The following is a 24,786-nucleotide window of genomic DNA, read 5'->3' as shown; positions in this document are numbered from 1 at the left end:
ATGATGAAGACTTTCGCAGCTGCCATTGCGCTCGCCGCAGCCAGCGCCCTGCCCGCTACCCCTGTTTTGGCGCAGGATGCCGAGGCTCCGTCGAGCCCCGGCTGGGTCGAGACGAGCAACACCTACACGCAGAAGCTAGCCACCTTCCAGGCCGGTTTCTTTCCGATCAATGCCTCGGCTTCGGGCTACGAGCAGTATGACGGGCTCGTTTCCGACATGGCGCTCGATCGTGACGATCGATACCTCGCGGGCGCTCGTGCGCTGCGGGCGGAATTCGCAGCGGCCATGGAGAGCGAAACGAATCCCTACGTCCAGCAGGACCTCCAGATCCTCATCGATTCGCTCGACCAGAGCATTCTCGGGATCGAGCTGAACCGGAAGTATTCGCTCGAGTTCACTGAGGTTCCGCAGAACCTCTTCCAGTCGATCGGCATCCTCCTCTCCGACCAGACCGCCGAGCACCGACGCCCCAAAGCGCTCGAACTCCTGCAACGCTTCACCGGCACTTGGCCCGATACCGAGCCGATGACCGAACTCGCCAAGCACCGCTTCGAGGCGAGCCGGGGCGAAGGCAAGATGGGACCCTATGTGGTCGAAGTCCGCGAATCCCTCCCCAAGATCGAGACCTACGCCGCGGGCATCCGCCAGCTGTTCGACAAATACGGGATTGAGGGAGCGGACGAGGCGCTCGACGCGATGGACGCGCAGTTCGCCGACTACAGGAACTGGACAGAAGAGGTCATCCTCCCGGTCTCGCGCGACGATCCGCGCCTGCCCGAAGATCTCTACGCTTTCAGCCTCAAGGCCTGGGGGATCGATGCCGACCCGCGCGAAACAATGAAGGAAGCGCGGCGCGGTTTCTATGAAATCCGCGCGCAGATGGAGGCGCTCGCTCCGCAGATCGCGGCGAAGAACGGCTGGGAGGATACCAGCTACCAGGGCGTGATGCGCGCTCTGAAGGCGCAGACCATCCCGAACGACGAGATCGAGGCGTACTACCGCGGAGTGAATGCCCAGCTCGAAGAAAAGGCGCGCGAGCTCGAGATCGTATCGATCCCCGAATACGAGCTGTCCATGCGGCTCGCCTCGGAAGCGGAAAGCGCTGCGCAACCGGCGCCGCACATGCGCCCGCCCCGTCTTATCGGTAACACGGGCGAACAGGGCACTTTCGTGCTCACGGTCGGCAATCCGAGCGCGGGCGAAGGCGAGGTCTACGACGACTTCAACCACGCCGCCGCCAGCTGGACGCTGAGTGCGCACGAGGCCCGCCCGGGCCATGAGATGCAGTTCGCCGCGCTGGTCGAGCAAGGCGTCAGCCTCGCGCGCCTCCTTTACGCCTTCAACAGCGTGAACGTCGAAGGCTGGGCGCTCTATGCCGAGGCCGAAATGCTCCCGCACGAGCCGATCGAGGGCCAGTTTGTGGCCCAGCAGTTCCGCCTGCTGCGCGCTGCACGTGCTTTCCTCGACCCGATGCTCAATCTCGGCATGATCAGCCGCGAAGAAGCCGAGAAGGTCCTGTTGGAAGACGTGCTTCTTTCCAAGCCGATGGCGAAGCAGGAACTCGATCGCTACCAGTTCAACCTTCCCGGCCAGGCGGGCGCCTATTACTACGGCTATCGCAAGCTGGTGGACCTGCGCATCGAGGCAGAAGTCGCGCTGGGTGACGATTTCAGCGAGAAGGCGTTCAACGACTTCCTGCTGAGCCAGGGCATCATCCCGCTCGAACTGATCGCCAAGGCCGTGCGCGAGGAGTTCATCCCCTCGCAGCGCAGCGAAAGCTGACGGCTAGAGCCAGCGAAGTCGCCTGAACACCACGATCAGCGCGACGAACAGGAACAGGCACAGGGCGACCACGGCCCAGAAGGCGTCGGGGTCGTCCATGCCGGGCACGCCGCCCACATTGATGCCGAGCAGGCCGGTGAGGAAGCCCAGCGGCAGAAAGATGCCCGCCACGATGGTGAGCATGTAGGTCGCGTGCTCGCTCGATGCGAGGCTGCGGGCGCGCAGTTCGTCCTGCAGCACCAGCGCGCTTTCCTTGCTGATATCGATATCGTCGAGATAGCGGCGCAGGCGCGCGATGCTTTCGGCGATCTCGCGACGGTCGTGTTCCTCGAACCAATAGGGCGCATCGCGGCTGATCTGCTCGAGCGCCTCGTGCTGCGGCGCCATGTGCCGCTTGAGGCCGAGACAGTTGCGGCGGATGGTGGAGATGCGTCGCAGCATCTCGTCGGCCTTGTCCTCCGGGTCGGCATGCTCGAGTTCGTCGAGCACGTAGTTCATGTCGATGATCGACTGGCTCATCCGCGCAATCATCAGCTCTGCAAGCAGCGTTATCGTGGCCCCGGCATCGGGCGGACCATTCACGCGGTCGAGCAGGGCCACTACCTCACGCGGAGTCTGCAGCGGATGGCGGCGCAAGGTGATGAGGCGGCGTCCGTCGCACCACAGCTGCATCGAGATCATGTCCTCGGGCTCCGCGCCCGGATTGAAATTGATGCCGCGCAGCGTGCCCACCAGCGTCTCGCCCTCGGCAAAGGCGCGCGGACGGTTCTGGTCGCTGGTCAGCAGCTCGGCGGTCGGCTCGGGGACGTGGAGTTCACTTTCGAGCCATGCTTGCACGCCCGGTCGGCTACGACACAGATGCAGCCACAGGACCTCGCCCGGATCGGCCGGCCGCCAACCCTGCGCTTCTTCCCAGCCGATCGGCCGCGCGCCGCCTTGCCCGTCGAGGACCCGCCCGAAAAGGAGCGGGGATTCGGTCTCGGTATCGTCGGTCGGCTCGGCCATCTGCGCTGCATGCCGCAAACCGGGACGCCTGTCATTGCCCCTTCATCTTTAGCCCACTATATCGCGCGCCATGTCTTCGATCCGTCCCTGGCGCACCATCGAGCGCCGCCAGTCCCGCCAGATCATGGTCGGCAATGTCCCAGTCGGGGGCGATGCGCCGATCACGGTCCAGACCATGACCAACACGCCGACAGAGGACGTGGGCGCGACGATCGACCAGATCCGCCGCTGCGAGGATGTGGGTGCGGACATCATCCGCGTGTCCTGCCCGACCGAGGAATCGACGGCACAGTTCGACAAGATCACGCGCGCGGCCAATGTCCCGATCGTTGCGGACATCCACTTCCACTACAAGCGCGCGCTCGAAGCCGCCGACAAGGGCGCGGCCTGCCTGCGCATCAACCCCGGCAATATCGGATCGTCCGACCGCGTCGCCGAAGTCGTCCGCGCCGCCAAGGCCAACGGCTGTGCGATCCGCATTGGCGTCAACGCCGGCAGCCTCGAAAAAGACCTTCTCGAAAAGTACGGCGAGCCCTGCCCCGAAGCGCTGATCGAAAGCGCGCTCGACCATATCAAGCTGCTGCAGGACCACGATTTCCACGAATACAAGGTCGCGGTGAAAGCCAGCGACGTGTTCCTCGCCGTCGCCGCCTATCACGGGTTGGCAGAGGCGGTGGACTGCCCGCTGCACCTCGGCATTACCGAGGCAGGCGGGTTGATCGGCGGCACGGTGAAGAGCTCCATCGGCATCGGCAGCCTGCTGTGGGCCGGCATCGGCGACACGATCCGCGTCTCGCTGTCGGCAGAGCCCGAGCAGGAGGTGAAGGTCGGCTTCGAGATGCTCAAGGCACTCGGCCTCAGGACGCGCGGCGTGCGGGTGGTTTCCTGCCCCAGCTGCTCGCGCCAGGGCTTCGACGTGATACGGACGGTCGAAACGCTCGAAAAGCGGCTCGAACACATAAAAACCCCGATGAGCCTTTCGGTGCTCGGCTGCGTGGTCAATGGCCCCGGCGAAGCCCGCGAGACCGATATCGGCCTGACCGGTGGCGGCAGCGGCAAGCACATGGTCTATCTCTCGGGCGTCAAGGATCACCATATCGAGAGTGAGGACATGCTCGATCACATCGTGAAGCTGGTCGAGGAAAAGGCCGCTGCCATCGAGGCAGGTGATGCGGTGGCCTTCGATCCGCATGCCGAGGCGGCAGAATGAAGCCAGTCCTGTTCGCGCTCGCCGCGTCGCTAGCCCTTGCCGGATGCGCCACAGTTTCCGACGCGCCTGTCGCCGACCATCCCGAAGCGCGGTCGTTCGACGCCTCGCGCGATGCCTCGGCCGATGTCGACGCGGCGCTCGGGCGGGCCATGTCCAGCGGCAAGCACGTCCTCCTGATCATGGGCGCAAACTGGTGTCACGATAGCCGCGCGCTGGCCGGCTGGCTCGAAACGCCGCGTTTCCAGCAGCTGGTCGAGGCCGAATACGAGCTGGTCTTCGTCAATGTCGGCATGCCGCAGACGGGCGACGGACATAATCTCGATATTGCGCAACGCTTAGGTCTCGAAGAGCTTCCCGGAACGCCAAACCTTCTGGTACTGACGCCTTTCGGGACGCTGTTGAACGCCGATACTGCGACCAGCTGGCGCAATGCCGCCAGCCGCAGCGAGGACGAAATCTACGACGAGCTGGTTCGCCTCGCCAGCTGATCCACGGGAGACACGCCGATGACCCTCGAAACCGACTATCTGGTCATTGGCGCAGGTGCGACCGCCCTGTCCTTTGTCGACACGCTGCTGGCACAAGACCCGGACTGCGATGTGGTCATGGTTGACAAGCATTCTTCGCCGGGCGGACACTGGAACGATGCCTATTCCTTTGTCGCGCTGCACCAGCCGAGCGCGCTTTACGGCGTCGAGGGTGTGCCACTCGGCACCGACCGGATCGATGAGAGCGGTCCTAACAAGGGCTTCTTCGAGCAGGCAAGCGGACCAGAAGTGGTCGCCTATTTCCAATCGGTCATGCGCGACCACCTGCTGCCGACCGGGCGCGTCCGCTATTTTCCGAATTGCGAGTATGTCGGCGACAATCGCTTTCGCAACGTGCTGTCGGGGGAAGAGACAGAGGTTTCAGTGAAGCGAAAGCTGGTCGATACGACCTATTTCGCCACGTCGGTCCCCACCACTCACACGCGCAAGTTCGAAGTGGCGGATGGAGTGCGGGTCGAGGTTCCGGGCAAGCTGCCCGAGCTATGGCGGAACCCGGAGAGTATTCCGGAGCACTTCGTCATCCTCGGCGCGGGCAAGACTGCGATGGATGCCGGCGTGTGGCTTCTGGAAGCGGGGATCGCGCCGGATCGCATCACCTGGGTGAAGCCACGTGAAAGTTGGTTGATCAACCGGAAGATCACCCAACCGGGCGAACAGTTCTTCGAGAGCACCGTCAGCGGCCAGATCAATCTGATGAAGGCCGCGGCAAATGCCGAAACCGTGTCCGGCCTCTTCCACCAGCTGGAAAACGACGGGGCCATGCTGCGGATCGACCGCGATGTGGAGCCGGAGATGTTCCACTATGCGACGATCTCGCAAGGCGAAGTCGATCGGCTGCGGACAATCACGAATGTCGTGCGCAAGGGACGCGTCGAGCGGATCGAACCGGGCAGGATGATCTTTGTCGAAGGCGAAGAGGCCGTGCCCGGAAACACGCTCTTCATCGACTGCACCGCCTCCGCCGTCACGCCCAAGCCGGTTTCTCCGCAATGGGAGAACGGCACGATCAGGCTGCAATTGCTGCATGTCCCGCTCGTCACCCTCAATGCTGCCGTGACTGCCTTCGTCGAAGCCAATTTCGACACCGACGAGGAAAAGAACGCGCTGTGCAAGCCGGTCAGCTTCGTCGACGATATCGATGGCTACGCAGGTACTCTGCTGGGAACGGGGATGAACCGCTTCCTCTGGGCGAGCAATCCGAAGGTCGCTGCATTCCTGTCGCAATCGCGGCTCGATCCGGGCGCGCCGACCGTGCGCTGGCTCAAGGAAAATGCGCCGGAGCGGCTGGCCATCGCAGCCGCGATGCCCGCAGCGACCATGGCAGCGATCCCGAACCTGCAGAAACTCGTGGCGCAGGCCGAGGCAAAGCGCGGGTAACGCCATTCTCCACGTCGTCCATCACGCAGACTATATGGCGCCCGCCCCCACAAGGGGGACGTTCCGCTTCGACAAATACCAGACCGTGATGGTCGCTTTGCGTGAGAGTGCCTACCCGCTGACCGAGCACGCGCCCCCACCCATGCCACGCCGCTGGCTGGAGGCGGTGCATTGTCCCGATTATGTCGAGCAGGTCTTCACGGCGAGCGTCCCGCGTGAAAAAGAGCGGCGTATCGGCTTCCCGGTCACGCCGCATATCTCCCAGCGCGTCCAGCACACCAACGGCGGCACCTGGCTCGCAGCGCAACTTGCCATGCAACATGGCTATGCCGCGAACTCGGCTGCCGGGAGCCACCACGCTCTCTTTGACACGGGCGCAGGCTACTGCGTGTTCAACGATCTTGCCGTGGCGGCCAACCGCTTGATCGCGGAGCGCGATGCAAGCCGCGTGTTGATCGTCGATCTCGACGTCCATCAGGGTGACGGGACTGCCAGCCTGACTGCCGGGCGCGACGACATCTTCACCCTCTCGCTCCACGCCGAAAAGAATTTCCCCGTCCGCAAAGCCCGCTCGAGCCTCGACGTGCCGCTGGCGGATGGGGTGGATGATGATGGCTATCTGGAAGCGCTCGACCGGCACCTGCCGGCCTTGCTCGATTCCTTCGCTCCTGATCTCGTGCTCTATCAGGCGGGCGTCGATGCCCATGGTGAAGACCGCCTCGGCCGGCTCGCACTCACCGACCACGGTCTCGATCGCCGCGATGCATTCGTGATCGGGCAGGTTCGCAAGCGCGGAATTCCGGTCGCAAGCGCACTCGGCGGTGGCTACGGCAGCGACCCCGCCGCAATCGGCGCACGGCATGCCCGCTCGATGCTCACATGCGCGCGAACCAATGCGAATTTCGACCGTTCAGCTTTCGATAGCCATGTGGATGCTATAGGATAGGATCATGAAGCGCCGCGATCTTCTGAAGGGCACTCTGGCTGCCGGTGCCGCCACGACGCTGGCGGGCCGCGTTTTCGCGCAGGTCAATCCAACGGCCGGCCGCGATGCGCAGCTCTTCGCCATCGCGCGCGAGCAGCTCGCCCGCACAGGTGACGTCATCTGGAAGAAGGATATCGTCGGGATCGCCGATTTCGGCCTCCATTCCTCGGCCAAGCGGTTCCATTTCGTGGATCTCGACAACCAGAGGGTCGAGAGCTTCCACGTGACCCACGGCACGGGTTCGGACAGCGAACACGATGGCTGGCTCAAGCGCTATTCGAATATCGAGGGTAGCGAGGCGACCTGCCGCGGCGCCTTCCTGACCCGGAGCTGGTATACCGGCCGCTATGGCACGTCGATCCGGCTCGACGGGCTCGATCCGACCAACGACCTCGCGATGCCGCGCGCCATCGTGATGCACAAGGCAGACTATGCCCGGCCCGAACATATCGAGCGCTGGGGCAAGCTTGGCCGCTCCAACGGATGCTTCGTGCTGGGCCCCGAGCAGTTCGGTAAGGTCCTGCTACATCTCAGCGGGGGACGCCTGCTTTATTCGGAGAGCCTTGGCCTGACCGAAGACGGCCGCCGGGAACGTCCGCCGATCGCGCAGACCGAATTGCTGCTCAATCCCAACGGCGGGACGTTCGAGCGGACCAATCCGGGCGTATTCTAGATCGCGCTCACGTAACCGTCAGCTGGTCTGCATGTCGTCGATGATCTCGACGGCTTCCTCGCTGGTTTCGCGGGCTCGGTCGGAGACGCGGGGGGCGTCGAGCGCTGCGAGCACCGGCTTGTCGCGGTCGTAGATGTCCTTGAAGGTGGTCATCTTGCCGTCCACGTCGGATGCCATCGTGAAGTAGGTGATGTAGACCGGCCACTGCTTCTTCATCTCGTAGCGGGTGTATTCGCCGCTCAGGGTGATCTCGCTCACCTCTTCCTGGATTGCCGGGATATCCGACTTGGTCTGGGCATTGCCCAGCATCGACATTGTCATGGCGAGCTCGCGTGCCCCTTCGACGCGGATGCAGCCGTGGCTCAGGGCGCGCATGGCATTGTTGAACAGGTGGCGGCTCGGCGTGTCGTGGAGGAAGATCGCATGCTCGTTGGGCATGTCGAGCTTCATCAGTCCGAGCGAGTTGGTCGGCCCGGGCTGCTGCACGACACCGATCCAGCCGCCGGCGCCCTTGGTCGCCTTGTAGCCCTGTGAGGCTGCCCATTGCGGGTTGTTGAGCACCTTGTTGCCGAGCCCTTCACCGACCACGATCGATTGAGGCACCGTCCAGGTCGGGTTGTAGATCACCGCCTCGACCATTTCAGCCAGCTGCGGTGTCGCCGTGCGACCGGGCTTCCCGACCACTACGCGATAGGTGTCGATAATCCGGCCACGCACCGTCAGGCGGAGCATGTATTCGGGGACGTTGGTGACGAGATACTGCTTGCCGAGATCCTTCGGCAGCCAGCGCCAGCGGTCCATATTCGCGCGGATCAGCTTGATGCGCGCCGGATCGGTCGCCGTCGCAAGCTCGGCCTTCAGCGCAGCGTAATCAGGGTGGACCGGATGGAGCGCGGTGAGCGTGCCGGAGATATCACCACTCGACAGCGCACCCTCGAGCAGTTTCCACGTCGGCATGCGGTCGGCATCGGGATCGACCACGAACCACTGGCGGCGCGAATCCATCGGCGTGCGGCCATCGCGGAGGTCCTCGACCAGCCAGACGAAGATCTCGCTGGCGAGCGTATTGAGCGCTTCTCCTTCGCCTGCGGAGATCGCGGCGGCCAGTTCGTCGGCGCGGTAATCGGAGGGGTTCAGGCCCTCTGCTGCCATCTCCGGAATGAAGGCGAGCAGCAGTTCCGCCTGCGCGATCGTCCATTCGCCCTCAAGCGAAGGCACTTCCTGCACCACCTCGCCCGACTGCATCTGGATGTCGCCGAAGGCTTCGGCCACCGACTGGCCCTTCGCGGGCTGCGCAGGAGCAGGTGAGGCCTCGCTTGCGGACTCCGGCAGGATATTCTCGGGCGCATCCTGTGCGCCTGCCGAAGCTGCGAAGAGCAGCGCCGAAATTGCAGTAGCGGTTGTAATGTGCAGTTTCTTCATCGAGGCCCACCAATGACGCCGTTCCGGGCCCTTACCCCGGAATGCGGCGATATTCCTATACAATCGACACGCGTTTTCGAACAATCCGGCTTACCCACCGCTGAACCGAGGTGACGCGCCCGCTCCAGCCGCCTATGCCCGCAGCCATGAGCGCGGGCGACCATTCCTTCAGACCGATCCTGGCAACGATGGTCGGCATCGCGCTGTTCTCGGCCATGGATGCGGTGATGAAGAGCGCCAGCATCGCGATTGGCGCATACAGCGCCTACCTGCTGCGCTGCGCGATGGGTTTCGCCCTCATTGCCCCGATCTGGAAGCTGGGCGGTGGGCAAATGCCCAAGCGCTCGGTGCTGCGTATCCACCTCATCCGGGGCGTGGTCGTCGCCTTCATGGGCTGGACTTTCTTCGCCGCGCTGGTCCGCCTGCCCCTCGCCGAAGCGATCGCAATCAGTTTCATCGCACCGCTGGTCGCCCTGTTCCTCGCCGCATTGCTTCTTGGCGAGAAAATCAAGCCTCGAGCCATCATCGCCTCTTTCCTCGGGCTCGGCGGTGTAATCATCATCGTGGCGGGGCGTATCGGCCGCGAGGCGCTCACTCACGAGGCGGGCATCGGTCTGGCGCTGGTCGGGCTTTCGGCACTTCTCTATGCGTGGAACCTCGTCCTCCAGCGGCAACAGGCACTCGTAGCCAGCCCGACCGAGGTCAGCACGTTCCAGAACGGGATCGCATGCCTCACGCTGCTGGCAGGCGCACCGTTCCTGCTGGTCTGGCCAAGCGGAGTAGTCTGGCTGGAACTGGGCGCAGGCGCGATGCTTGCCGTTGGAGCCGCGCTGTTCCTGACTTGGGGCTATGCACGGGCCGAAGCGCAGAAGCTTGTACCGATCGAATATACCGGCTTCCTCTGGGCCTCGCTCTTCGGCTGGCTCTATTTTGGAGAGGGGGTGAGCATTGCCACGGTCGCCGGTGCGGCGCTCATCGTGGTAGGGTGCTGGATCGCAACACGCCGGAAGCGACCCGAGCAAAGCGCGCTCTAGCGCTGGACACTCGCAATTGCGGGAGCGGTTTCTTCGGCCTGGGCAGTTTCGCCGGCGAATGAGAAAGCGGCCGTAAAACATCCCGCCACGCCCAGCGCAGCGGCAATAACGGCGACACGGAGGGTACGGCGCGACTTGTCGGTCGCGTCCAGCAGGGCACTCATAATCAACTCCTCATGTGGGCCGCGCGCTATCGGTAGTTTGTGGCCGTGCTGCGCATATGCCCAGATTTTGCCTTAATAACCGCTGAAGCCGGGCCCGGGTTCCCGATGAGACCTTTGTCCAAGGCGGTAGGCCTTGATTTTTGGGCCCGTTCGGCGCAGGTGCGCGGCACATTCCGCCGCCTTGCCCATTGGCCAAGTGACGGCTCCAGACAGAAAGGACGAAAGCCCGCATGACCCAGGTCGGCCAGGACACGCTCGGAACACGCTCTACCCTTACCGTGAACGGCAAGGATTACGCCTATTACTCGTTCAAGAAAGCCGAAGCGAAAATCGGCGACGTGTCCAAGCTTCCCTTCAGTCTGAAGGTCCTGCTGGAAAACATGCTGCGCTTCGAAGACGGCGGCTTCACCGTCTCGACCGATGATGTGCAGGCGATTGCCGACTGGCAGAAGAACCCGGCCACCGGCAAGGAAATCCAGTACCGCCCGGCGCGCGTGCTGCTGCAGGACTTCACCGGCGTGCCCTGCGTAGTCGACCTTGCCGCCATGCGCGATGCAATCTCGAAGCTCGGCGGCGATACGGCCAAGATCAACCCGCAGGTTCCGGTGAACCTCGTGATCGACCACTCGGTCATGGTCGACGAATTCGGCCACCCCAAGGCGTTCGAGAAGAACGTCGAACTCGAATACGCCCGCAATGCGGAGCGTTACGACTTCCTCAAGTGGGGTTCGAAGAGCTTCAAGAACTTCACCGCCGTGCCTCCGGGCACCGGCATCTGCCACCAGGTGAACCTCGAATACCTCGGCAAGGGCGTGTGGTCTTCCGAAGGTGAAGACGGCAAGCTGGTCGCCTATCCCGACACCTGCGTCGGCACCGACAGCCACACCACGATGATCAACGGCCTTGGCGTGCTGGGCTGGGGTGTCGGCGGGATCGAAGCTGAAGCCGCCATGCTCGGCCAGCCGGTATCGATGCTGATCCCCGAAGTCGTCGGCTTCAAGCTGACCGGTGCGATGGCCGAAGGCGTCACCGCCACCGACCTCGTGCTAACCTGCGTGCAGATGCTGCGCGAAGTCGGTGTGGTTGGCCGCTTCGTCGAGTTCTACGGCGAAGGCGTTGCCAACCTCACGCTCGCCGACCGTGCGACGATCGCCAACATGGCCCCCGAATACGGCGCGACCTGCGGTTTCTTCGGCATCGACGACAAGACGCTTGAATACATGCGCCTCACCGGCCGCGACGATGACACCATCGCGCTGGTCGAAGCCTATTCGAAAGAACAGGGCATGTGGTTCACGCCCGAGAACGAGCCGGTCTTTACCAAGACCCTCGAGCTCGACATCTCGAAGGTCGTGCCCAGCCTTGCCGGCCCGAAGCGCCCGCAGGACCGCGTTGCGCTTCCCGAGGTGGACGAGCTGTTCAACTCCGACCTCAAGTCGCTCTACAAGAAGGACGCACCGGTCCGCGTCGATGTCGATGGCAAGGACCATGATATCGGTGATGGCGACGTGGTCATCGCTGCCATTACCAGCTGCACCAACACTTCGAATCCCGACGTGCTGATCGCCGCCGGTCTAGTCGCCAAGAAGGCGCGCGAGAAGGGCTTGCAGCCCAAGCCGTGGGTGAAGACCAGCCTCGCACCGGGATCGCAGGTCGTCACCGACTATCTCGAAAAGTCGGGCCTGCAGGACGATCTCGACGCCATGGGCTTCGACCTCGTCGGCTATGGCTGCACCACCTGCATCGGCAACTCGGGCCCGCTTGCCCCGCCGATCAGCAAGGCCATCAACGGCAACGACATCGTCGCCGCCTCGGTCCTGTCGGGTAACCGCAACTTCGAAGGCCGCGTGTCGCCCGATGTGCGCGCCAACTTCCTCGCCTCGCCGCCGCTCGTGGTCGCCTATTCAATCCTCGGCACGGTCACGACCGACATTACTGAAACGCCGCTGGGCCAGGACCAGGACGGCAACAACGTGATGCTGGCCGATGTCTGGCCGAGCAATGAAGAAGTGCGCGAGCACCGCGCCGCCAACATCGACCGCGAGATGTTCACCACCCGCTACGCCGACGTCTACAAGGGCGACGAGCACTGGCAGGCAATCAAGGTCGAGGCCTCGGATACCTATCGCTGGAATCCGACCAGCACCTATGTCGCCAGCCCGCCCTATTTCGAGGGCATGGGCATGGAGCCGGCGCCGCTGACCGATATCGAGGGCGCAAAGCCGCTCGCCATCCTCGGCGATTCGACCACGACGGACCACATTTCGCCCGCCGGCTCGATCAAGGAAGACAGCCCGGCCGGTGAATATTTGAAGAGCCACCAGGTCTCGAGGCAGGACTTCAACTCCTACGGTTCGCGCCGCGGCAACCACGAAGTCATGATGCGCGGCACCTTCGCCAATATACGCATCAAGAACGAGATGGTCCCGGGCGTCGAAGGCGGCGAAACCGTCTACAATGGCGAACAGATGCCGATCTACGACGCGGCGATGAAGCACAAGGCCGACGGCACGCCGCTGGTCGTCATCGCAGGCAAGGAATACGGTACGGGTTCGAGCCGCGACTGGGCGGCCAAGGGCACGATCCTTCTTGGCGTGCGCACCGTGATCGTCGAAAGCTTCGAGCGTATTCACCGCTCGAACCTCGTCGGAATGGGCGTGCTGCCGGTCCAGTTCAAGGATGGCGACACCCGCCAGAGCCTGGGCCTGACCGCCAGCGACAGCTTCACGATCAAGGGCCTTGCCGACCTGACGCCGGGCCAGGACATTGAAGTCGAAGTCACGCGTGAAAACGGCGAGACTTTCAGCTTCACCGCGCTCTGCCGCATCGATACCGCGAACGAAATGGAGTATTACCGCAACGGCGGCATCCTCCACTACGTCCTGCGCAAGCTCGCTGCGGCGTAATCCGGGAAAGAGGCGGCGATGCTCGACTGGTTGCGCCGCCGCCTCCGCCCCCAGCCTGTCGACGAGAAGGCCGATCCAGCGCGCCTCGCCGCTATTGGTGACGAAGTCGCTGCAAAGCTGCGCGCCACTCCCGGAGTAGAGGAACGCGGCGGCGACAAGGCAGAGCTGTTCCTGATGCCGGGCTTCTTGCGACCAGCCGAATGCACGCGGCTGATCGATCTGATTGAGAGCAATTTGCGCCCTTCTCCGCTGTTCAGCGACAAGACCGGTACAGGCGCGCGCACCAGCCAGACGCACTTCTTCAATGCAGGCGAACCCGAAGTGGCCGCTCTGGGTGCCAAGCTCGACGCGGTGCTTGGCCTCGAACGGAGACAGGCGGAGACGGTACAGGGCCAGCGCTACGATGTCGGTCAGGAATACCGCCACCACTGCGACTTCTTCCGGCTCGAGAGAGACCATTGGCAAACCGAGCGCCGTCGTGGCGGACAGCGGACCTGGTCGGCGATGGTTTATCTCAATTCGGTCGAGGTTGGCGGGGCGACCGACTTTTCCGAGCTCGACCTGCAAGTCCAGCCCGAGCCGGGGCTGCTGATCGCCTGGAACAATATGGACCGCAACGGCCGCTCCAACCGCAAGACCCGGCACGCGGGCCTGCCGGTGGAAGCGGGGCAGAAATACGTCATCACCCAGTGGTACCGAATGGAAGACTGGACGCGCAGCCCGCGTTGAGCGCCGCTCCCGGTCAGGCGGCTTGAGCAGCCGCCTGCCTACCCTGCGGACGCATGCCATGCTGCCAGCCGAACCATGCCGCGGCCGCGCCAGCAAGCGCACCCAGAGCGAGGGCCAGGGCGGGCGGGATCTGAGCGTAGAGAGCGAAGGCCGCGCTCATGCCCGGGATGTATTCCGCAGTCCACATCAGCAGCATCTGCGCCGCCACAAAGAACATCACGGCCAGCCAGGGCGCCCCATGCTTCTTGTCGCGCAGGTAGAGCGCAGCTGCAAAGAGCAGGACAAGTCCGTCGCTTATCACGATCACGTCGAGCACATCGCGCGGCCCCTCGCTGTTCAAGAAATCCATCCAGGGGAAATAGAGGTCGATCGCACGGCTGAATGGCGATTCAAACAGGATCGCAGGCGTCGCGAGCATATATCCGGCGTGCAGTTTCACGTTCCGCCGGTGCCTGAGTGCCTGATAGAATAGGTAGAGATAGGCCGCGATCGCTGTGGTCATCCCGATCCCGAAAGAGGGGCCCAACTGCATGATGAAGGGGTTCTCTTCGGCAGCATAGCGGCTCGCCGACAGGTTGATGATCGACACGAACCCGACGATCAGCAGCGGAAAAAGCACGAAGCTCGCGCGCCCCATCACCTTGTGCCAGGCGTTCTGCCGATTGTGGATCGTGAGGCTCTGCGCGATGAGGAAGAGCAACCAGGCCATCGATGTGAAAGCATGGACATGAAAAGCGAAGGGTATGGGAGTGGCGAAAAGCAGGAAATAACTCGGCCAGAACCCAGCCACCGTCACCAGCACGACAAAGCCGACCCAGAAATGTCCGTATTTGTAAGGCATCTGCATCCTCCCCCGCAGGATGCGACCCGGTAGTCCTGTCTTTCAATCTCTCACGATCCGCCCGGATTGGCAAATCGACTTTCGGTCTGCCTATTTGCCGTCCTCGAACAACCCGCCCTGTGGCGTCTGCGGCGGGCGCATCCCGAGGTGCTGCCACCCCCCGTCGTTGAGCATGCGCCCGCGCGCCGTGCGGGCGATCAGGCCAAGCTGGATCAGGTAAGGCTCGATCACCTCCTCCACCGTGTCGCGCGGTTCGGAGAGGCCTGCTGCGAGCGTTTCCACGCCCACGGGGCCACCCTTGTAGGTGGTGGCGATCATGGTGAGATAGCGGCGGTCCATCGCATCGAGGCCGAGGCTGTCCACTTCCAGCCGGGTCAGCGCTTCGTCCGCGACCGTGGTGGTCACAACAGCCTCACCGAGCACGCTGGCGAAATCGCGCACGCGGCGCATCAACCGGCCTGCGACACGCGGAGTGCCGCGCGAACGGCGGGCGATCTCGCGCGCGCCGCCCTCGTCGATGCCCATGCCGAGCAGCCCCGCCCCGCGGGTGACGACCTTGAGCAACTCGTCCTCGGTGTAGAAGTTGAGCCGCACCGGAATGCCGAACCGGTCGCGCAGGGGCGTGGTCAGCAATCCCTGCCTCGTCGTGGCACCGACCAGCGTGAAGGGCGGCAAATCGATCCGCACGCTGCGCGCAGACGGCCCTTCGCCGATGATGATGTCGAGCGCACGGTCTTCCATTGCAGGATAAAGCACTTCCTCGACCACCGGATTGAGCCGGTGGATCTCGTCGATGAAGAGAACGTCATTAGGCTCGAGATTGGTGAGCAGCGCGGCAAGGTCGCCCGCCTTGGCGATCACGGGGCCGGAGGTGGCGCGGAAACCGACGCCCAGTTCTTTCGAGACGATCTGCGCCAGCGTGGTCTTGCCGAGGCCCGGAGGGCCGAAGAACAAGACATGGTCCATCGCCTCACCGCGGTTCTTGGCCGCCTCGATAAACACGCGCAAATTTTCGCGCGCCGCCTTCTGCCCGACGAACTCGGCGAGCGATTTGGGCCGCAGCGCCGCATCGGGGTCTTCCGGCTGGCGGTCAGGCGAGTGGAGAGGGACGGGTTCGGTCACTCGACACCCATACCGTCATGCTGAACTTGTTTCAGCATCCATCTCGCGGCAATCACCGGCGCATGCTGATCGAGCGCCAACCCTGCGTCTACATCCTTGCGAGCCAACCCCGCGGGACGCTCTACATCGGAGTTACGTCCGACCTGGCGAAGCGCCTTTGGCAGCATCGCGAAGGGGTTACGGGTGGCTTTGTGACTAGGTACCAGGTCCATCGCCTTGTCCGCTACGAGACGTTCGGAGACATGGAACAGGCCATCCTGCGCGAGAAGCAGCTGAAGAACTGGCATCGTCAATGGAAGATCAACCTGATCGAGCAGGCCAATCCGCACTGGGATGACATGGGGGTGGGGCTGGGATTCGAGCCGCTCGCTCCGTCCAGGCGGAAAGATTGATCCTGAAACGAGTTCAGGATGACGGGATGGAGAGTTCGCGCCCTCAAAACGGGTTCACCGTGTAGCCGCGCTGCTGGAGCTTGGCGTGGGCGGTCATGGCGGAGAGGTCGATCTCGACGCCTTCAATCAACTGGTCGGCGCTGACACCCTGCGCGGTGGCGCTCTGGCCGCAGACTATGAAGCGCACGCCGTGGTCGAGCATGGCGCGGACCATTGCGGCGCTGCCGTTCTCGCTCTCGCGCTCATGCGCTTCCCAACCCTTGGCCGAGAGCAGGTCAAGCACCGCCTTGCCATGCACCACGACGGCAGTGTGGATGTTCTCTTCCGCCACGCCGTTTGCGACATGCATGTTAATGAACCGCGCCGCGCTTTCGAACCCGCGATTGCGCGCACCGTCCTTGGCGGGGTCTGCGACATCGAAGCTATGAGACAATTCGGTGTCGGGCGCGAATGTCTCGACACCTGTGATCGCCGCGTGGGGGCCAAAGCCCTCGAACACCGGGCCGGTCTCGAACGCGCTCATGTCCTGCGCGGTGGCAGCGCTGGCCAGAAGTGCAGCCGCCACGCTCATCAAGGCTATCCTGAGTGTCATCATCATTACTCCCCGTGGCTTTCCCTTCGCCATGCCAGCCGGTCGAGCCCGAAACGACCCGAGCCGACCACAAAGAAATGGGCGCCCAGAAACACCAGTATGATGGCCGGCCACCACCCGCGAAAATCCTCGGACCAATGCACCATCACCACCGCGACCACGAAGTTGATGCAGACCAGCAACCCTGCCCATCGCGTCAGAAGCCCGAGAACTAGCAGGCCCCCGCAGATGAACTGGACCCAGACGGAGAACGGCGCGAGCAGGTCTGGGCGCGGGAACCCGAAGGCGGACATGAACTGGACGAATTCCAGCATCCGCTCCTGGCTCGTTATGTTGTCCCAGGTCCCGTAGACGAGGAAGGCGCCCGTCAGCACGCGCAGGCCCGCATAGGTCCAGTCCGCGAGGCTCGCGGGCACATCGGGCTGGAGGAGCGCGCCGAGCTTCATCCCGCCGCCCTCTTCAGGGCGACGCGGATGAGGTCGCCCTCGCTCGCACCTTCGCCCAGTTCGCCCTGTGCCGCCGCCACGGCGCGAGCCGCCACGGCAGGCTTGAAACCGAGGTTCTCGAGTGCGCTGACCGCATCGGCGCTTGCGCCGCCCGCGGGGGTCACGGCGACTGCCGCCCCAGCCGCGCCGCCGCCGGGAAGCGCACCCGCCTTGTCCTTAAGTTCATTGACGATGCGTCCGGCCAGCTTCGGCCCCACGCCCTGCGCGCGAGCGATCGTCGCAGCATCGCCCTGCGAACACGCCTGCTGCACCTCTCCGGTCGACAGCGCCGAGAGGATCGCAAGGCCCACCTTGCTCCCCACGCCCTGCACCTGCGTTAGCAGGCGGAACCAGTCGCGCTCGGCAGCTTCGGCGAAACCGAGCAGCCGCATATCGTTCTCGCTCACCTGCAAATCGGTGTACACGGTGCAGGCCTCGCCTTTCTCGCCCAGCTGGCTGAGTGTCCGTGCAGAGCAATGGACGAGATAGCCGACGCCCGAGACGTCGATCACCGCCCAATCCGAACCGGTTTCGTCGAGCAGGCCCTTCAGCTTCGCAATCATAGGTCTCTTTCCGCGCTACGCTCCGCTGCATGAGCGCCTTTTGTTCCTGCCCCAACACCGCGCGCTTGGCCAGTGTTGGAACGAAGTTGTGAACCACCCCGGCCGCCCCGTCAGGCTGGAACACATGGAACACGGTCCTGGAGAAGGAATCGCTGGAGGGGAAAACGGGCGTCTGGTCATTGCCCCAGCATGCCGTCTTCATGCGCCGTAGGAAATTCTTGCTCGTCGCTCTGCTCGACAGCGACACGCGATGCGCTAAGACACAGGCATGAGCTGGAACACATTCGGACGCATGCTGCGGTTTACCACCTGGGGCGAAAGCCATGGCCCTGCCATCGGCGCGGTCCTCGATGGGTGTCCCCCGGGAATCGCGCTAAGCGAAGCCGACATCCAGCCGTTTCTCGATGCTCGTAAGCCCGGGCAGAACAAGTTCACCACCCAGCGCAAGGAACCGGACGAGGTCCGCATCCTGTCAGGCGTGTTCGAAGGCAAGACGACCGGCACCTCGCTCAGCCTACTGATCGAGAACAAGGACCAGCGGTCTAAGGACTATTCGGAAATCGCGAACACCTATCGGCCCGGCCATGCGGACTATGCCTATGACGCCAAATACGGCTTTCGCGATTATCGGGGCGGCGGGCGTTCGAGCGCGCGGGAAACGGCGATGCGTGTGGCGGCGGGCGCGGTGGCGCGCAAGATTATCGGCGATGTCAGCATCCTCGCCTATGTCGCCGAAATCGGCGGCGACCGCATCGATCCCGCCAATTTCGACCGCGAGGAAATCGCCCGCAATCCCTTCTGGTGTCCCGATGCCGAGGCGGCCAAGCGCTGGGAGGCACTGGTCGACGAAGCTCGCAAGGCAGGCTCGTCGCTCGGTGCGGTCGTCGAATGCGTGGCCGAAGGCGTCCCCGCCGGATGGGGCGCACCGGTCTATGCCAAGCTAGACGGCGATCTCGCTGCCGGAATGATGAGCATCAATGCGGTGAAGGGCGTGGAAATCGGCGACGGTTTCGACGCCGCGCGCCTGACGGGCGAACAAAACGCCGATGCCATGTCACCCGGCGAAAACGGCCCCGAGTTTGCCGCCAACCACGCAGGTGGCATCGCGGGCGGCATCTCGACCGGCCAGCCGGTGGTCTGCCGCGTGGCCTTCAAGCCGACCAGCTCGATCCTGACGCCGGTCGCCAGCGTCGACCGAGAGGGCAAGGCTACCGAAGTTCGCACCAAGGGGCGCCACGACCCCTGCGTCGGCATCCGCGGCACGCCCGTAGTCGAAGCGATGATGGCGCTGGTGCTGGCGGATCACATGATGCTGCACCGGGCGCAGTGCGGATAATGTAGCCTGCAAACGAAAAAGCCCCGCGGCATCCGCGGGGCTTTCTCCTTGGCGCCCGGCACAACCGGGCCGTTCGTATTCAGAGACTTCCTACTGACCGTACCACTGGCCGGTACCACGCGCGTTTTCGTCGGTGTACCATTCCATCGTCAGCGAACCGCGGCGTCCCGCGAAGTCTCCGGTCCTCCCTTCGATCCCTCCGACGCAGCCCAGCGGCGTATCCGGGCCGGGCTCGCCGAGGAAGTTGCAGCCATAAACCGACGTGCCCGATGCCTCGCCATCGGAGAACGAACAGGTGAGGTGGATCCTGAAGATCCCACCATCCGGCTGTCCCATCCCAACGCAGCGGACATCTCCGTCCAGGACGGTCCCATCCTCGAATGTCGTCGTGTATTTGCCGCTGACTACCCCGCCGCCATATTGCGGTCCGCCGGGTCCTGTCATGCCTCCAATCGACTCGACCGGCTCCCACACGATGTCATAGGTGAAGCTTTGCGCTACCGCGCTGCCTCCGATCAGCGCAGCTGCGCAAATCGCTGTTCCAGCAAGCCATTTTTTCATGATACCACTCCCACTTGGGATCGGCAGTGCGGGCGGTATGCTCCGACTCGCCGATCCGGCAAGCAACCCGCGAAAGTGTGGGTAGCATAATACCCTGAAACCGCGAAATTCTGCGGATTCTGGCCGCCCCGTCGGAGAAGCCGGAACGGCAGAGTGCCGCTTCCGGCAGCTTTTCGAAAGTTCCACGCTATTGATTGAAAATTCCGATGTTCGCAATCGCACAAAATCGCTTTTGTGCATCGCAGCAGCGCCTATCTGGCACCAATCAGTTTCAAACCCGAATAACGGAGAAAACCATGGGTATCATCGGAAGCACCATCAAGCCGTTCACCGCCACCGCCTTCCAGGCCGGCAAGGACTTTTTCGACGTCACCGACGAAGACGTGAAGGGCAAGTGGGCCGTCTTCTTCTTCTATCCGGCCGACTTCACATTCGTCTGCCCGACCGAACTCGAAGACCTCGGCGAACACTACGAGATGCTCCAGAAGCTCGACGTCGAAGTCTATGGCGTTTCGACCGACACGCACTTCAGCCACAAGGCTTGGCACGACACGTCGGAGAAGATCGGCAAGCTGAACTTCCCGTTCCTCGGCGACCAGAACCACGTCCTTGCACGCAACTTCGATGTGCTGCGTGAAGGCGTTGGCCTTGCCGACCGCGCGACCTTTGTCGTCGATCCGGACGGCGTGATCCAGCTGGTCGAGCAGACCTGCGAAGGCGTCGGCCGCAATGCCAATGAACTGGTCCGCAAGATCCGCGCCGCCCAGTACGTGCGCAACAACCCCGGTCAGGTCTGCCCGGCCGCCTGGGAAGAAGGCAGCGAGACTCTTGCACCGTCGCTCGACCTTGTCGGCAAGATCTAAGCCGACAGCATAAGTTCAGGTGGGCATCCCTAGTGGCGCCCACCTCAAAAACCCGAGTCCTCTCATCTCGGGTCGCTGGAAGGCCCGGGGCAATTTTCTCCCCCCCCGCCCCGGGCCTTTTCATTCTCCAGAATTCTGAAATCCAACGGCAAACGACGCCGGGAGTCCGCCCATGCTCGATGCGAACCTTATCCAGCAGCTGAAGACCTTTCTCGCCAATCTGCGCGAGCCGGTCGAACTGGTCGCCTCGCTCGGCGATGACGCAAAATCGCGCCAGACGCGCGAGCTGCTAGAAGAGATCGCCGCGCTTCACGACCTCGTGAGCGCGAGTTTCGACGGAACGGACGATCGCAAGCCGAGCTTCGTGATCCGCCGTGCGAACGATGCGGAGAAGTGGGTCCGCTTCGCGGGCCTGCCGATGGGGCACGAGTTCACTTCGCTGGTCCTCGCCCTGCTGTGGGCTGGCGGCCATCCGCCCAAGGTCGATGCCGACCTTCTCGAACAGGTCCGCGGCCTCGAAGGCGATTTCAACTTCGAGATGTATTTCTCGCTCAGCTGCCACAACTGCCCCGACGTGGTGCAGGCGCTGACGCTGATGGCGCTGGAAAACTCGCGTATCACTGCGACGCTGATCGAGGGCGGCACCTATCAGGACGAGGTCGATGCACGCGAAGTCATGGCCGTGCCCGCCACCTTCCTCAATGGCGAGCCCTTTTACAACGGCAAGATGGAGCTGGCCGAGATCCTCGCCAAGATCGACACAGGCGCCGACGCCAAGGCTGCCGAAAAGCTGGCTGCCAAGGAGCCTTTCGAAGTGCTGATCGTCGGCGGCGGCCCCGCTGGCGCCGCCTCGGCAATCTACACCGCGCGTAAGGGCTTTCGCACCGGCATCGCGGCAGAGCGCTTCGGCGGGCAGCTGCACGACACGCTCGGGATCGAGAACCTGCCTGGCACGTCCTATACCGAAGGCCCGAAGCTGGCTGGCGAACTCGAGCGCCATGTCGGCGAATACGACATCGACCTGATGAACCTCGCCAAGGCCGTGAAACTCGTTCCTTCCAAGGACGAAGGCGGGCTGCACACTGTCGAGCTTGGCAATGGCGCTTCACTGAAGGCGCGCAGCATCATCCTCGCGACTGGCGCGCGCTGGCGCAATCTCGGGGTTCCCGGCGAAGCCGAACACCGCAACAAGGGCGTGGCCTATTGCCCGCACTGCGACGGTCCGCTGTTCAAGGGCAAGCGCATCGCGGTGATCGGCGGCGGCAACTCCGGCGTCGAGGCCGCGATCGACCTCGCCAAGATCGTCGGCCATGTCACACTGATCGAATATGACGACAAGCTGCGCGCCGACGAGGTGCTTCAGAAGAAGCTTCGCAGCCTGGCCAATGTCGAGATCGTCACCGGCGGCCAGACGACCGAGATCACCGGAAAGGACGGCAAGGTCGACGGGCTGGTGCTCAAGGATCGCAAGAGCGGGGAAGAGCGCCGGATCAATCTGGAGGGCGTCTTCGTCCAGATCGGCCTCGTTCCCAATACCGAGTGGCTTCAGGACTGCGGCCTCGAACTCTCCAGGTTCGGCGAAATCGTCACCGACGAAGAAGGACGCACGAACCTGCCTGGGATTTTCGGCGCGGGCGACGTGACCGAAGTGCCCTACAAGCAGATCGTCGTTGCGATGGGCGAAGGCTCGAAAGCGGGCCTGTCGGCATTCGACTATCTCATCCGCACCGAGCCTGGCGAGGATATCGCGCAGGCCGCCTGAATTTGACCCAGATCATTTCGGAAAGCGCCGTCATTCCATAAGGATGGCGGCGCTTTACCTATGTGGACCACAGCCCGCCTTAAAATCGCCTCAGCCAATCAATTTGAACCGTTTAATCGATTGGACGCATCACAGCGCACGGTCCAATGTGCTCTCAATCTCGGACGGGAGACCGAGTCTTTTTTGATAGGAGAGCACAGAAATGGACGCCAAGACCGGAGATATCAGCGGTTGCCCCTTCCACGGAGATAGCGGAACGCGCGATCTGTTCGGACGCCGCAATCGCGACTGGTGGCCCGACCAGCTCGACCTCGAAATCCTGACCGAAGGCGGTCGCGCGGCCGATCCGATGGATGAGGATTTCGACTATTGCGAAGCCTTCAATGCGCTCGATTACAAAGCGCTGAAGCAGGACCTCACCGACCTGATGACGGACAGCCAGGAATGGTGGCCGGCAGACTATGGCCATTACGGTCCCTTCTTCATCCGCATGGCCTGGCACGCGGCAGGCACCTATCGCACCGGTGACGGGCGTGGTGGCGGCGGCAGCGGCCAGCAGCGTTTTGCCCCGCTCAATAGCTGGCCCGATAACGGCAATCTCGACAAGGCGCGCCGCCTGCTGTGGCCGATCAAGCAGAAATACGGCAAGCACATCAGCTGGGCCGACCTCTTCATCCTCACCGGCAATGTCGCCATTGAATCGATGGGCGGCCCGGTCTTCGGCTTCGGCGGCGGCCGCAAGGACGTGTTCGACCCCGAAACCGTCTATTGGGGCACCGAAGAAAAGTGGGTCGATACGGGCGCGGAAACCCGCATTCATCCCGACGAGGGCCGCGCGCTCGAGAATCCGCTCGCCGCGATCCAGATGGGTCTCATCTACGTCAATCCCGAAGGCCCGGGCGGCAATCCGCACGACGCGGAAGGCATGGCGCGCGACATGCGCGAGACCTTCGCCCGCATGGCGATGAACGACGAGGAAACCGTCGCGCTGACCGCGGGCGGCCACGCTTTTGGCAAGGCTCATGGCGCCAAGCCATCGGACACATTCGGCTCTGCTCCCGAAGGTGAAACCCTGCACCGCATGGGCTTCGGCTGGCTCACTGACGCGGACGAGATCGGCAAGGGCCACATCACCACCTCCGGCATCGAAGGCGCATGGACCCCGAACCCGACGCAGTGGGGCGGCGACTATTTCCGCCTGCTGTTCAAGTATGACTACGAGCTGGTCCAGTCGCCCGCCGGCGCGAACCAGTGGCAGCCGGTCAATCCGGACCCCGAGGACATGGCGCCCGATGCGCGCGACCCGTCCAAGAAGGTCCCTACCATGATGACCACCGCCGACATGGCGCTGAAGCGCGACCCGGAATATCGCAAGATTTCCGAACGTTTCCGCGACGATCAGGCGGCGCTCGACGATGCCTTCGCCCGCGCATGGTTCAAGCTGTGCCACCGCGACATGGGCCCCAAGGTCCGTTACCTCGGCCCCGAAGTGCCGAGCGAAGACCTGATCTGGCAGGACCCCGTGCCCACTGGGACGCAGGCTTCGGATAGCGATGTCTCCGCCTTCAAGTCGAAGGTGCTCGACAGCGGTCTCTCTGTCGCGGCGCTCGTCAAGGCGGCCTGGGCCTCTGCCTCGACCTATCGCAATTCGGACCATCGCGGCGGCGCCAATGGCGCGCATATCCGCTTCGACGAGATCAGGAACTGGAAGGTCAACGACCCCGAAGAACTCGGCAAGGTCCTCGACACGCTCGACGGGCTTCGCGGATCGATCTCCATGGCCGACGCGATCGTCATCGCCGGATCGGCAGCGGTCGAGAAGGCAGCGAAGGATGCCGGATTCGACATTTCCGTGCCTGTCACCACAGGCCGCGGCGATGCCACCCGCGATCAGTTCGACGCCGAGAGCTTCGAGCCGCTGGAGCCCTTCGCCGACGGGTTCCGCAACTACCTTAAGACCAAGGCTTCGGTGAAGACCGAGGACATGCTGATCGACCGGGCGCATCTGCTCGGCCTCTCCATCCCCGAGATGACAGCACTGGTCGGCGGGCTGCGCGCCATGGGCGCAGTGACCAAGCACACCACCCACGGACACAAGATGGGCGTGCTTACCGAGACCCCGGGCAAGCTCGACAACAGCTTCTTCAGGAACCTGCTCGGCATGGGCGTGATCTGGGAAGTTGTCGACGAGAGCGGCGACGAGGAGTTCGTCGGTACCTGCCGCAAGACCGGCAAGGAACTGTGGCGCGCGACGCGCACCGACCTCGTCTTCGGCTCCAACTCACGCCTGCGTGCAGTTGCCGAAGTCTATGCCGAGAACGGCAATGAAGAGAAGTTCGTGCGCGACTTCGTCAAGGCCTGGACCAAGGTCATGGACGCGGACCGCTTCGACCTGACCTACGCAAAGTATCACGGCTAGGGAGTCCAGGCCCCC

Annotated in this window: 23 protein-coding genes; 14 read left to right on the top strand and 9 right to left on the bottom strand. The window is 63.5% G+C overall.

The features are described 5' to 3' along the window. Positions 1 to 1,782, top strand: a complete 1,782-nt coding sequence (locus K3146_RS12780) for a DUF885 domain-containing protein (RefSeq protein ID WP_247711280.1) — start codon at positions 1 to 3, stop codon at positions 1,780 to 1,782. Between the two features lie 3 nt (positions 1,783 to 1,785). Here the strand turns inward: K3146_RS12780 and K3146_RS12775 are convergent, their stop codons facing one another. Then, the gene (locus K3146_RS12775) at positions 1,786 to 2,787 is read right to left on the bottom strand and encodes a zinc transporter ZntB (RefSeq protein ID WP_221546694.1); all 1,002 of its coding nucleotides are present in this window, start codon (positions 2,785 to 2,787) and stop codon (positions 1,786 to 1,788) included. Positions 2,788 to 2,857: 70 nt separating this feature from the next. Here K3146_RS12775 and ispG point away from each other — a divergent pair, with 70 nt between their 5' ends. From ispG to K3146_RS12750, 5 genes are read left to right on the top strand one after another with little or no spacing between them, the layout of a single operon-like run. Then, positions 2,858 to 3,997 (top strand): flavodoxin-dependent (E)-4-hydroxy-3-methylbut-2-enyl-diphosphate synthase, encoded by a 1,140-nt coding sequence (gene ispG / locus K3146_RS12770; protein ID WP_221546692.1) that lies wholly within the window; start codon positions 2,858 to 2,860, stop codon positions 3,995 to 3,997. Continuing rightward, the gene (locus K3146_RS12765) at positions 3,994 to 4,485 is read left to right on the top strand and encodes a thioredoxin family protein (protein WP_221546690.1); all 492 of its coding nucleotides are present in this window, start codon (positions 3,994 to 3,996) and stop codon (positions 4,483 to 4,485) included. The genes ispG and K3146_RS12765 overlap by 4 nt, the downstream gene beginning before the upstream one ends. 18 nt (positions 4,486 to 4,503) lie before the next feature. Continuing rightward, the gene (locus K3146_RS12760; protein ID WP_221546689.1) at positions 4,504 to 5,922 is read left to right on the top strand and encodes an NAD(P)/FAD-dependent oxidoreductase; all 1,419 of its coding nucleotides are present in this window, start codon (positions 4,504 to 4,506) and stop codon (positions 5,920 to 5,922) included. Positions 5,923 to 5,956: 34 nt separating this feature from the next. Beyond that, the gene (locus K3146_RS12755) at positions 5,957 to 6,868 is read left to right on the top strand and encodes a histone deacetylase family protein (RefSeq protein ID WP_221546688.1); all 912 of its coding nucleotides are present in this window, start codon (positions 5,957 to 5,959) and stop codon (positions 6,866 to 6,868) included. A gap of 4 nt (positions 6,869 to 6,872) precedes the next feature. Then, positions 6,873 to 7,580 carry a murein L,D-transpeptidase catalytic domain-containing protein gene (locus K3146_RS12750; RefSeq protein ID WP_221546687.1) on the top strand — a complete coding sequence of 236 codons (708 nt, stop codon included), beginning with the start codon at positions 6,873 to 6,875 and terminating at the stop codon, positions 7,578 to 7,580. 18 nt (positions 7,581 to 7,598) lie between these two features. On the opposite strand, the gene K3146_RS12745 is transcribed toward K3146_RS12750, so the two are convergent. Further along, positions 7,599 to 9,002 (bottom strand): L,D-transpeptidase family protein, encoded by a 1,404-nt coding sequence (locus K3146_RS12745; protein WP_221546686.1) that lies wholly within the window; start codon positions 9,000 to 9,002, stop codon positions 7,599 to 7,601. A 146-nt stretch (positions 9,003 to 9,148) separates the two neighbouring features. Between K3146_RS12745 and K3146_RS12740 the strand changes: the two genes are divergently transcribed. Next, a complete protein-coding gene (locus K3146_RS12740; RefSeq protein ID WP_221546685.1) occupies positions 9,149 to 10,036 on the top strand; it encodes a DMT family transporter in 888 nt (295 codons plus the stop codon). On the opposite strand, the gene K3146_RS12735 is transcribed toward K3146_RS12740, so the two are convergent. Then, entirely contained in the window at positions 10,033 to 10,200 is a 168-nt protein-coding gene (locus K3146_RS12735; RefSeq protein ID WP_221546684.1) for a hypothetical protein, read from the bottom strand. The two genes, K3146_RS12740 and K3146_RS12735, sit on opposite strands and share 4 nt — an antisense overlap. 230 nt (positions 10,201 to 10,430) lie before the next feature. Between K3146_RS12735 and acnA the strand changes: the two genes are divergently transcribed. After that, positions 10,431 to 13,106, top strand: a complete 2,676-nt coding sequence (gene acnA / locus K3146_RS12730; protein WP_221546683.1) for an aconitate hydratase AcnA — start codon at positions 10,431 to 10,433, stop codon at positions 13,104 to 13,106. Positions 13,107 to 13,124: 18 nt separating this feature from the next. Beyond that, positions 13,125 to 13,835, top strand: a complete 711-nt coding sequence (locus K3146_RS12725) for a prolyl hydroxylase family protein (RefSeq protein WP_221546682.1) — start codon at positions 13,125 to 13,127, stop codon at positions 13,833 to 13,835. A gap of 13 nt (positions 13,836 to 13,848) precedes the next feature. On the opposite strand, the gene K3146_RS12720 is transcribed toward K3146_RS12725, so the two are convergent. Together K3146_RS12720 and ruvB are read right to left on the bottom strand one after the other, a co-directional pair. Further along, positions 13,849 to 14,676, bottom strand: a complete 828-nt coding sequence (locus K3146_RS12720; RefSeq protein ID WP_221546681.1) for a hypothetical protein — start codon at positions 14,674 to 14,676, stop codon at positions 13,849 to 13,851. A 90-nt stretch (positions 14,677 to 14,766) separates the two neighbouring features. Further along, a complete protein-coding gene (gene ruvB / locus K3146_RS12715; protein WP_221546680.1) occupies positions 14,767 to 15,798 on the bottom strand; it encodes a Holliday junction branch migration DNA helicase RuvB in 1,032 nt (343 codons plus the stop codon). 17 nt (positions 15,799 to 15,815) lie between these two features. On the opposite strand from ruvB, the gene K3146_RS12710 reads away from it, so the two are divergent. Beyond that, on the top strand, positions 15,816 to 16,190 hold the full coding sequence (locus tag K3146_RS12710; RefSeq protein ID WP_247711279.1) for a GIY-YIG nuclease family protein: 375 nt from the start codon (positions 15,816 to 15,818) through the stop codon (positions 16,188 to 16,190). A gap of 43 nt (positions 16,191 to 16,233) precedes the next feature. Here the strand turns inward: K3146_RS12710 and K3146_RS12705 are convergent, their stop codons facing one another. The 3 genes from K3146_RS12705 to ruvA are packed head-to-tail and all read right to left on the bottom strand — an operon-like array spanning position 16,234 to position 17,830. Further along, entirely contained in the window at positions 16,234 to 16,782 is a 549-nt protein-coding gene (locus K3146_RS12705; protein WP_247711278.1) for a DsrE family protein, read from the bottom strand. A gap of 5 nt (positions 16,783 to 16,787) precedes the next feature. Then, positions 16,788 to 17,228: a DoxX family protein gene (locus K3146_RS12700; RefSeq protein ID WP_221546679.1), complete on the bottom strand. Its 441-nt coding sequence runs from the start codon at positions 17,226 to 17,228 to the stop codon at positions 16,788 to 16,790. Further along, positions 17,225 to 17,830 (bottom strand): Holliday junction branch migration protein RuvA, encoded by a 606-nt coding sequence (gene ruvA / locus K3146_RS12695; protein WP_221546678.1) that lies wholly within the window; start codon positions 17,828 to 17,830, stop codon positions 17,225 to 17,227. Before ruvA ends, K3146_RS12700 begins: the two co-directional genes overlap by 4 nt. A 268-nt stretch (positions 17,831 to 18,098) precedes the next feature. On the opposite strand from ruvA, the gene aroC reads away from it, so the two are divergent. Continuing rightward, positions 18,099 to 19,166, top strand: a complete 1,068-nt coding sequence (gene aroC / locus K3146_RS12690; RefSeq protein ID WP_221546677.1) for a chorismate synthase — start codon at positions 18,099 to 18,101, stop codon at positions 19,164 to 19,166. A gap of 90 nt (positions 19,167 to 19,256) precedes the next feature. On the opposite strand, the gene K3146_RS12685 is transcribed toward aroC, so the two are convergent. After that, on the bottom strand, positions 19,257 to 19,727 hold the full coding sequence (locus K3146_RS12685; protein WP_221546676.1) for a hypothetical protein: 471 nt from the start codon (positions 19,725 to 19,727) through the stop codon (positions 19,257 to 19,259). Between the two features lie 296 nt (positions 19,728 to 20,023). Here K3146_RS12685 and ahpC point away from each other — a divergent pair, with 296 nt between their 5' ends. The 3 genes from ahpC to katG all read left to right on the top strand — a co-directional run bounded on the left by ahpC (position 20,024) and on the right by katG (position 24,771). Beyond that, positions 20,024 to 20,590, top strand: coding sequence for an alkyl hydroperoxide reductase subunit C (ahpC, locus tag K3146_RS12680; protein ID WP_221546675.1), 567 nt, complete (start codon positions 20,024 to 20,026; stop codon positions 20,588 to 20,590). 172 nt (positions 20,591 to 20,762) lie between these two features. Next, positions 20,763 to 22,352 (top strand): alkyl hydroperoxide reductase subunit F, encoded by a 1,590-nt coding sequence (gene ahpF / locus K3146_RS12675; protein WP_221546674.1) that lies wholly within the window; start codon positions 20,763 to 20,765, stop codon positions 22,350 to 22,352. A gap of 202 nt (positions 22,353 to 22,554) precedes the next feature. Then, positions 22,555 to 24,771 carry a catalase/peroxidase HPI gene (katG, locus tag K3146_RS12670; RefSeq protein ID WP_221546673.1) on the top strand — a complete coding sequence of 739 codons (2,217 nt, stop codon included), beginning with the start codon at positions 22,555 to 22,557 and terminating at the stop codon, positions 24,769 to 24,771. Positions 24,772 to 24,786: the final 15 nt, after the last annotated feature.

This window comes from Qipengyuania vesicularis (genome assembly GCF_019711415.1).
GTDB classification, from domain to species: Bacteria; Pseudomonadota; Alphaproteobacteria; order Sphingomonadales; family Sphingomonadaceae; genus Qipengyuania; species Qipengyuania vesicularis.
This window is presented reverse-complemented; position numbering and strand designations above follow the sequence as displayed.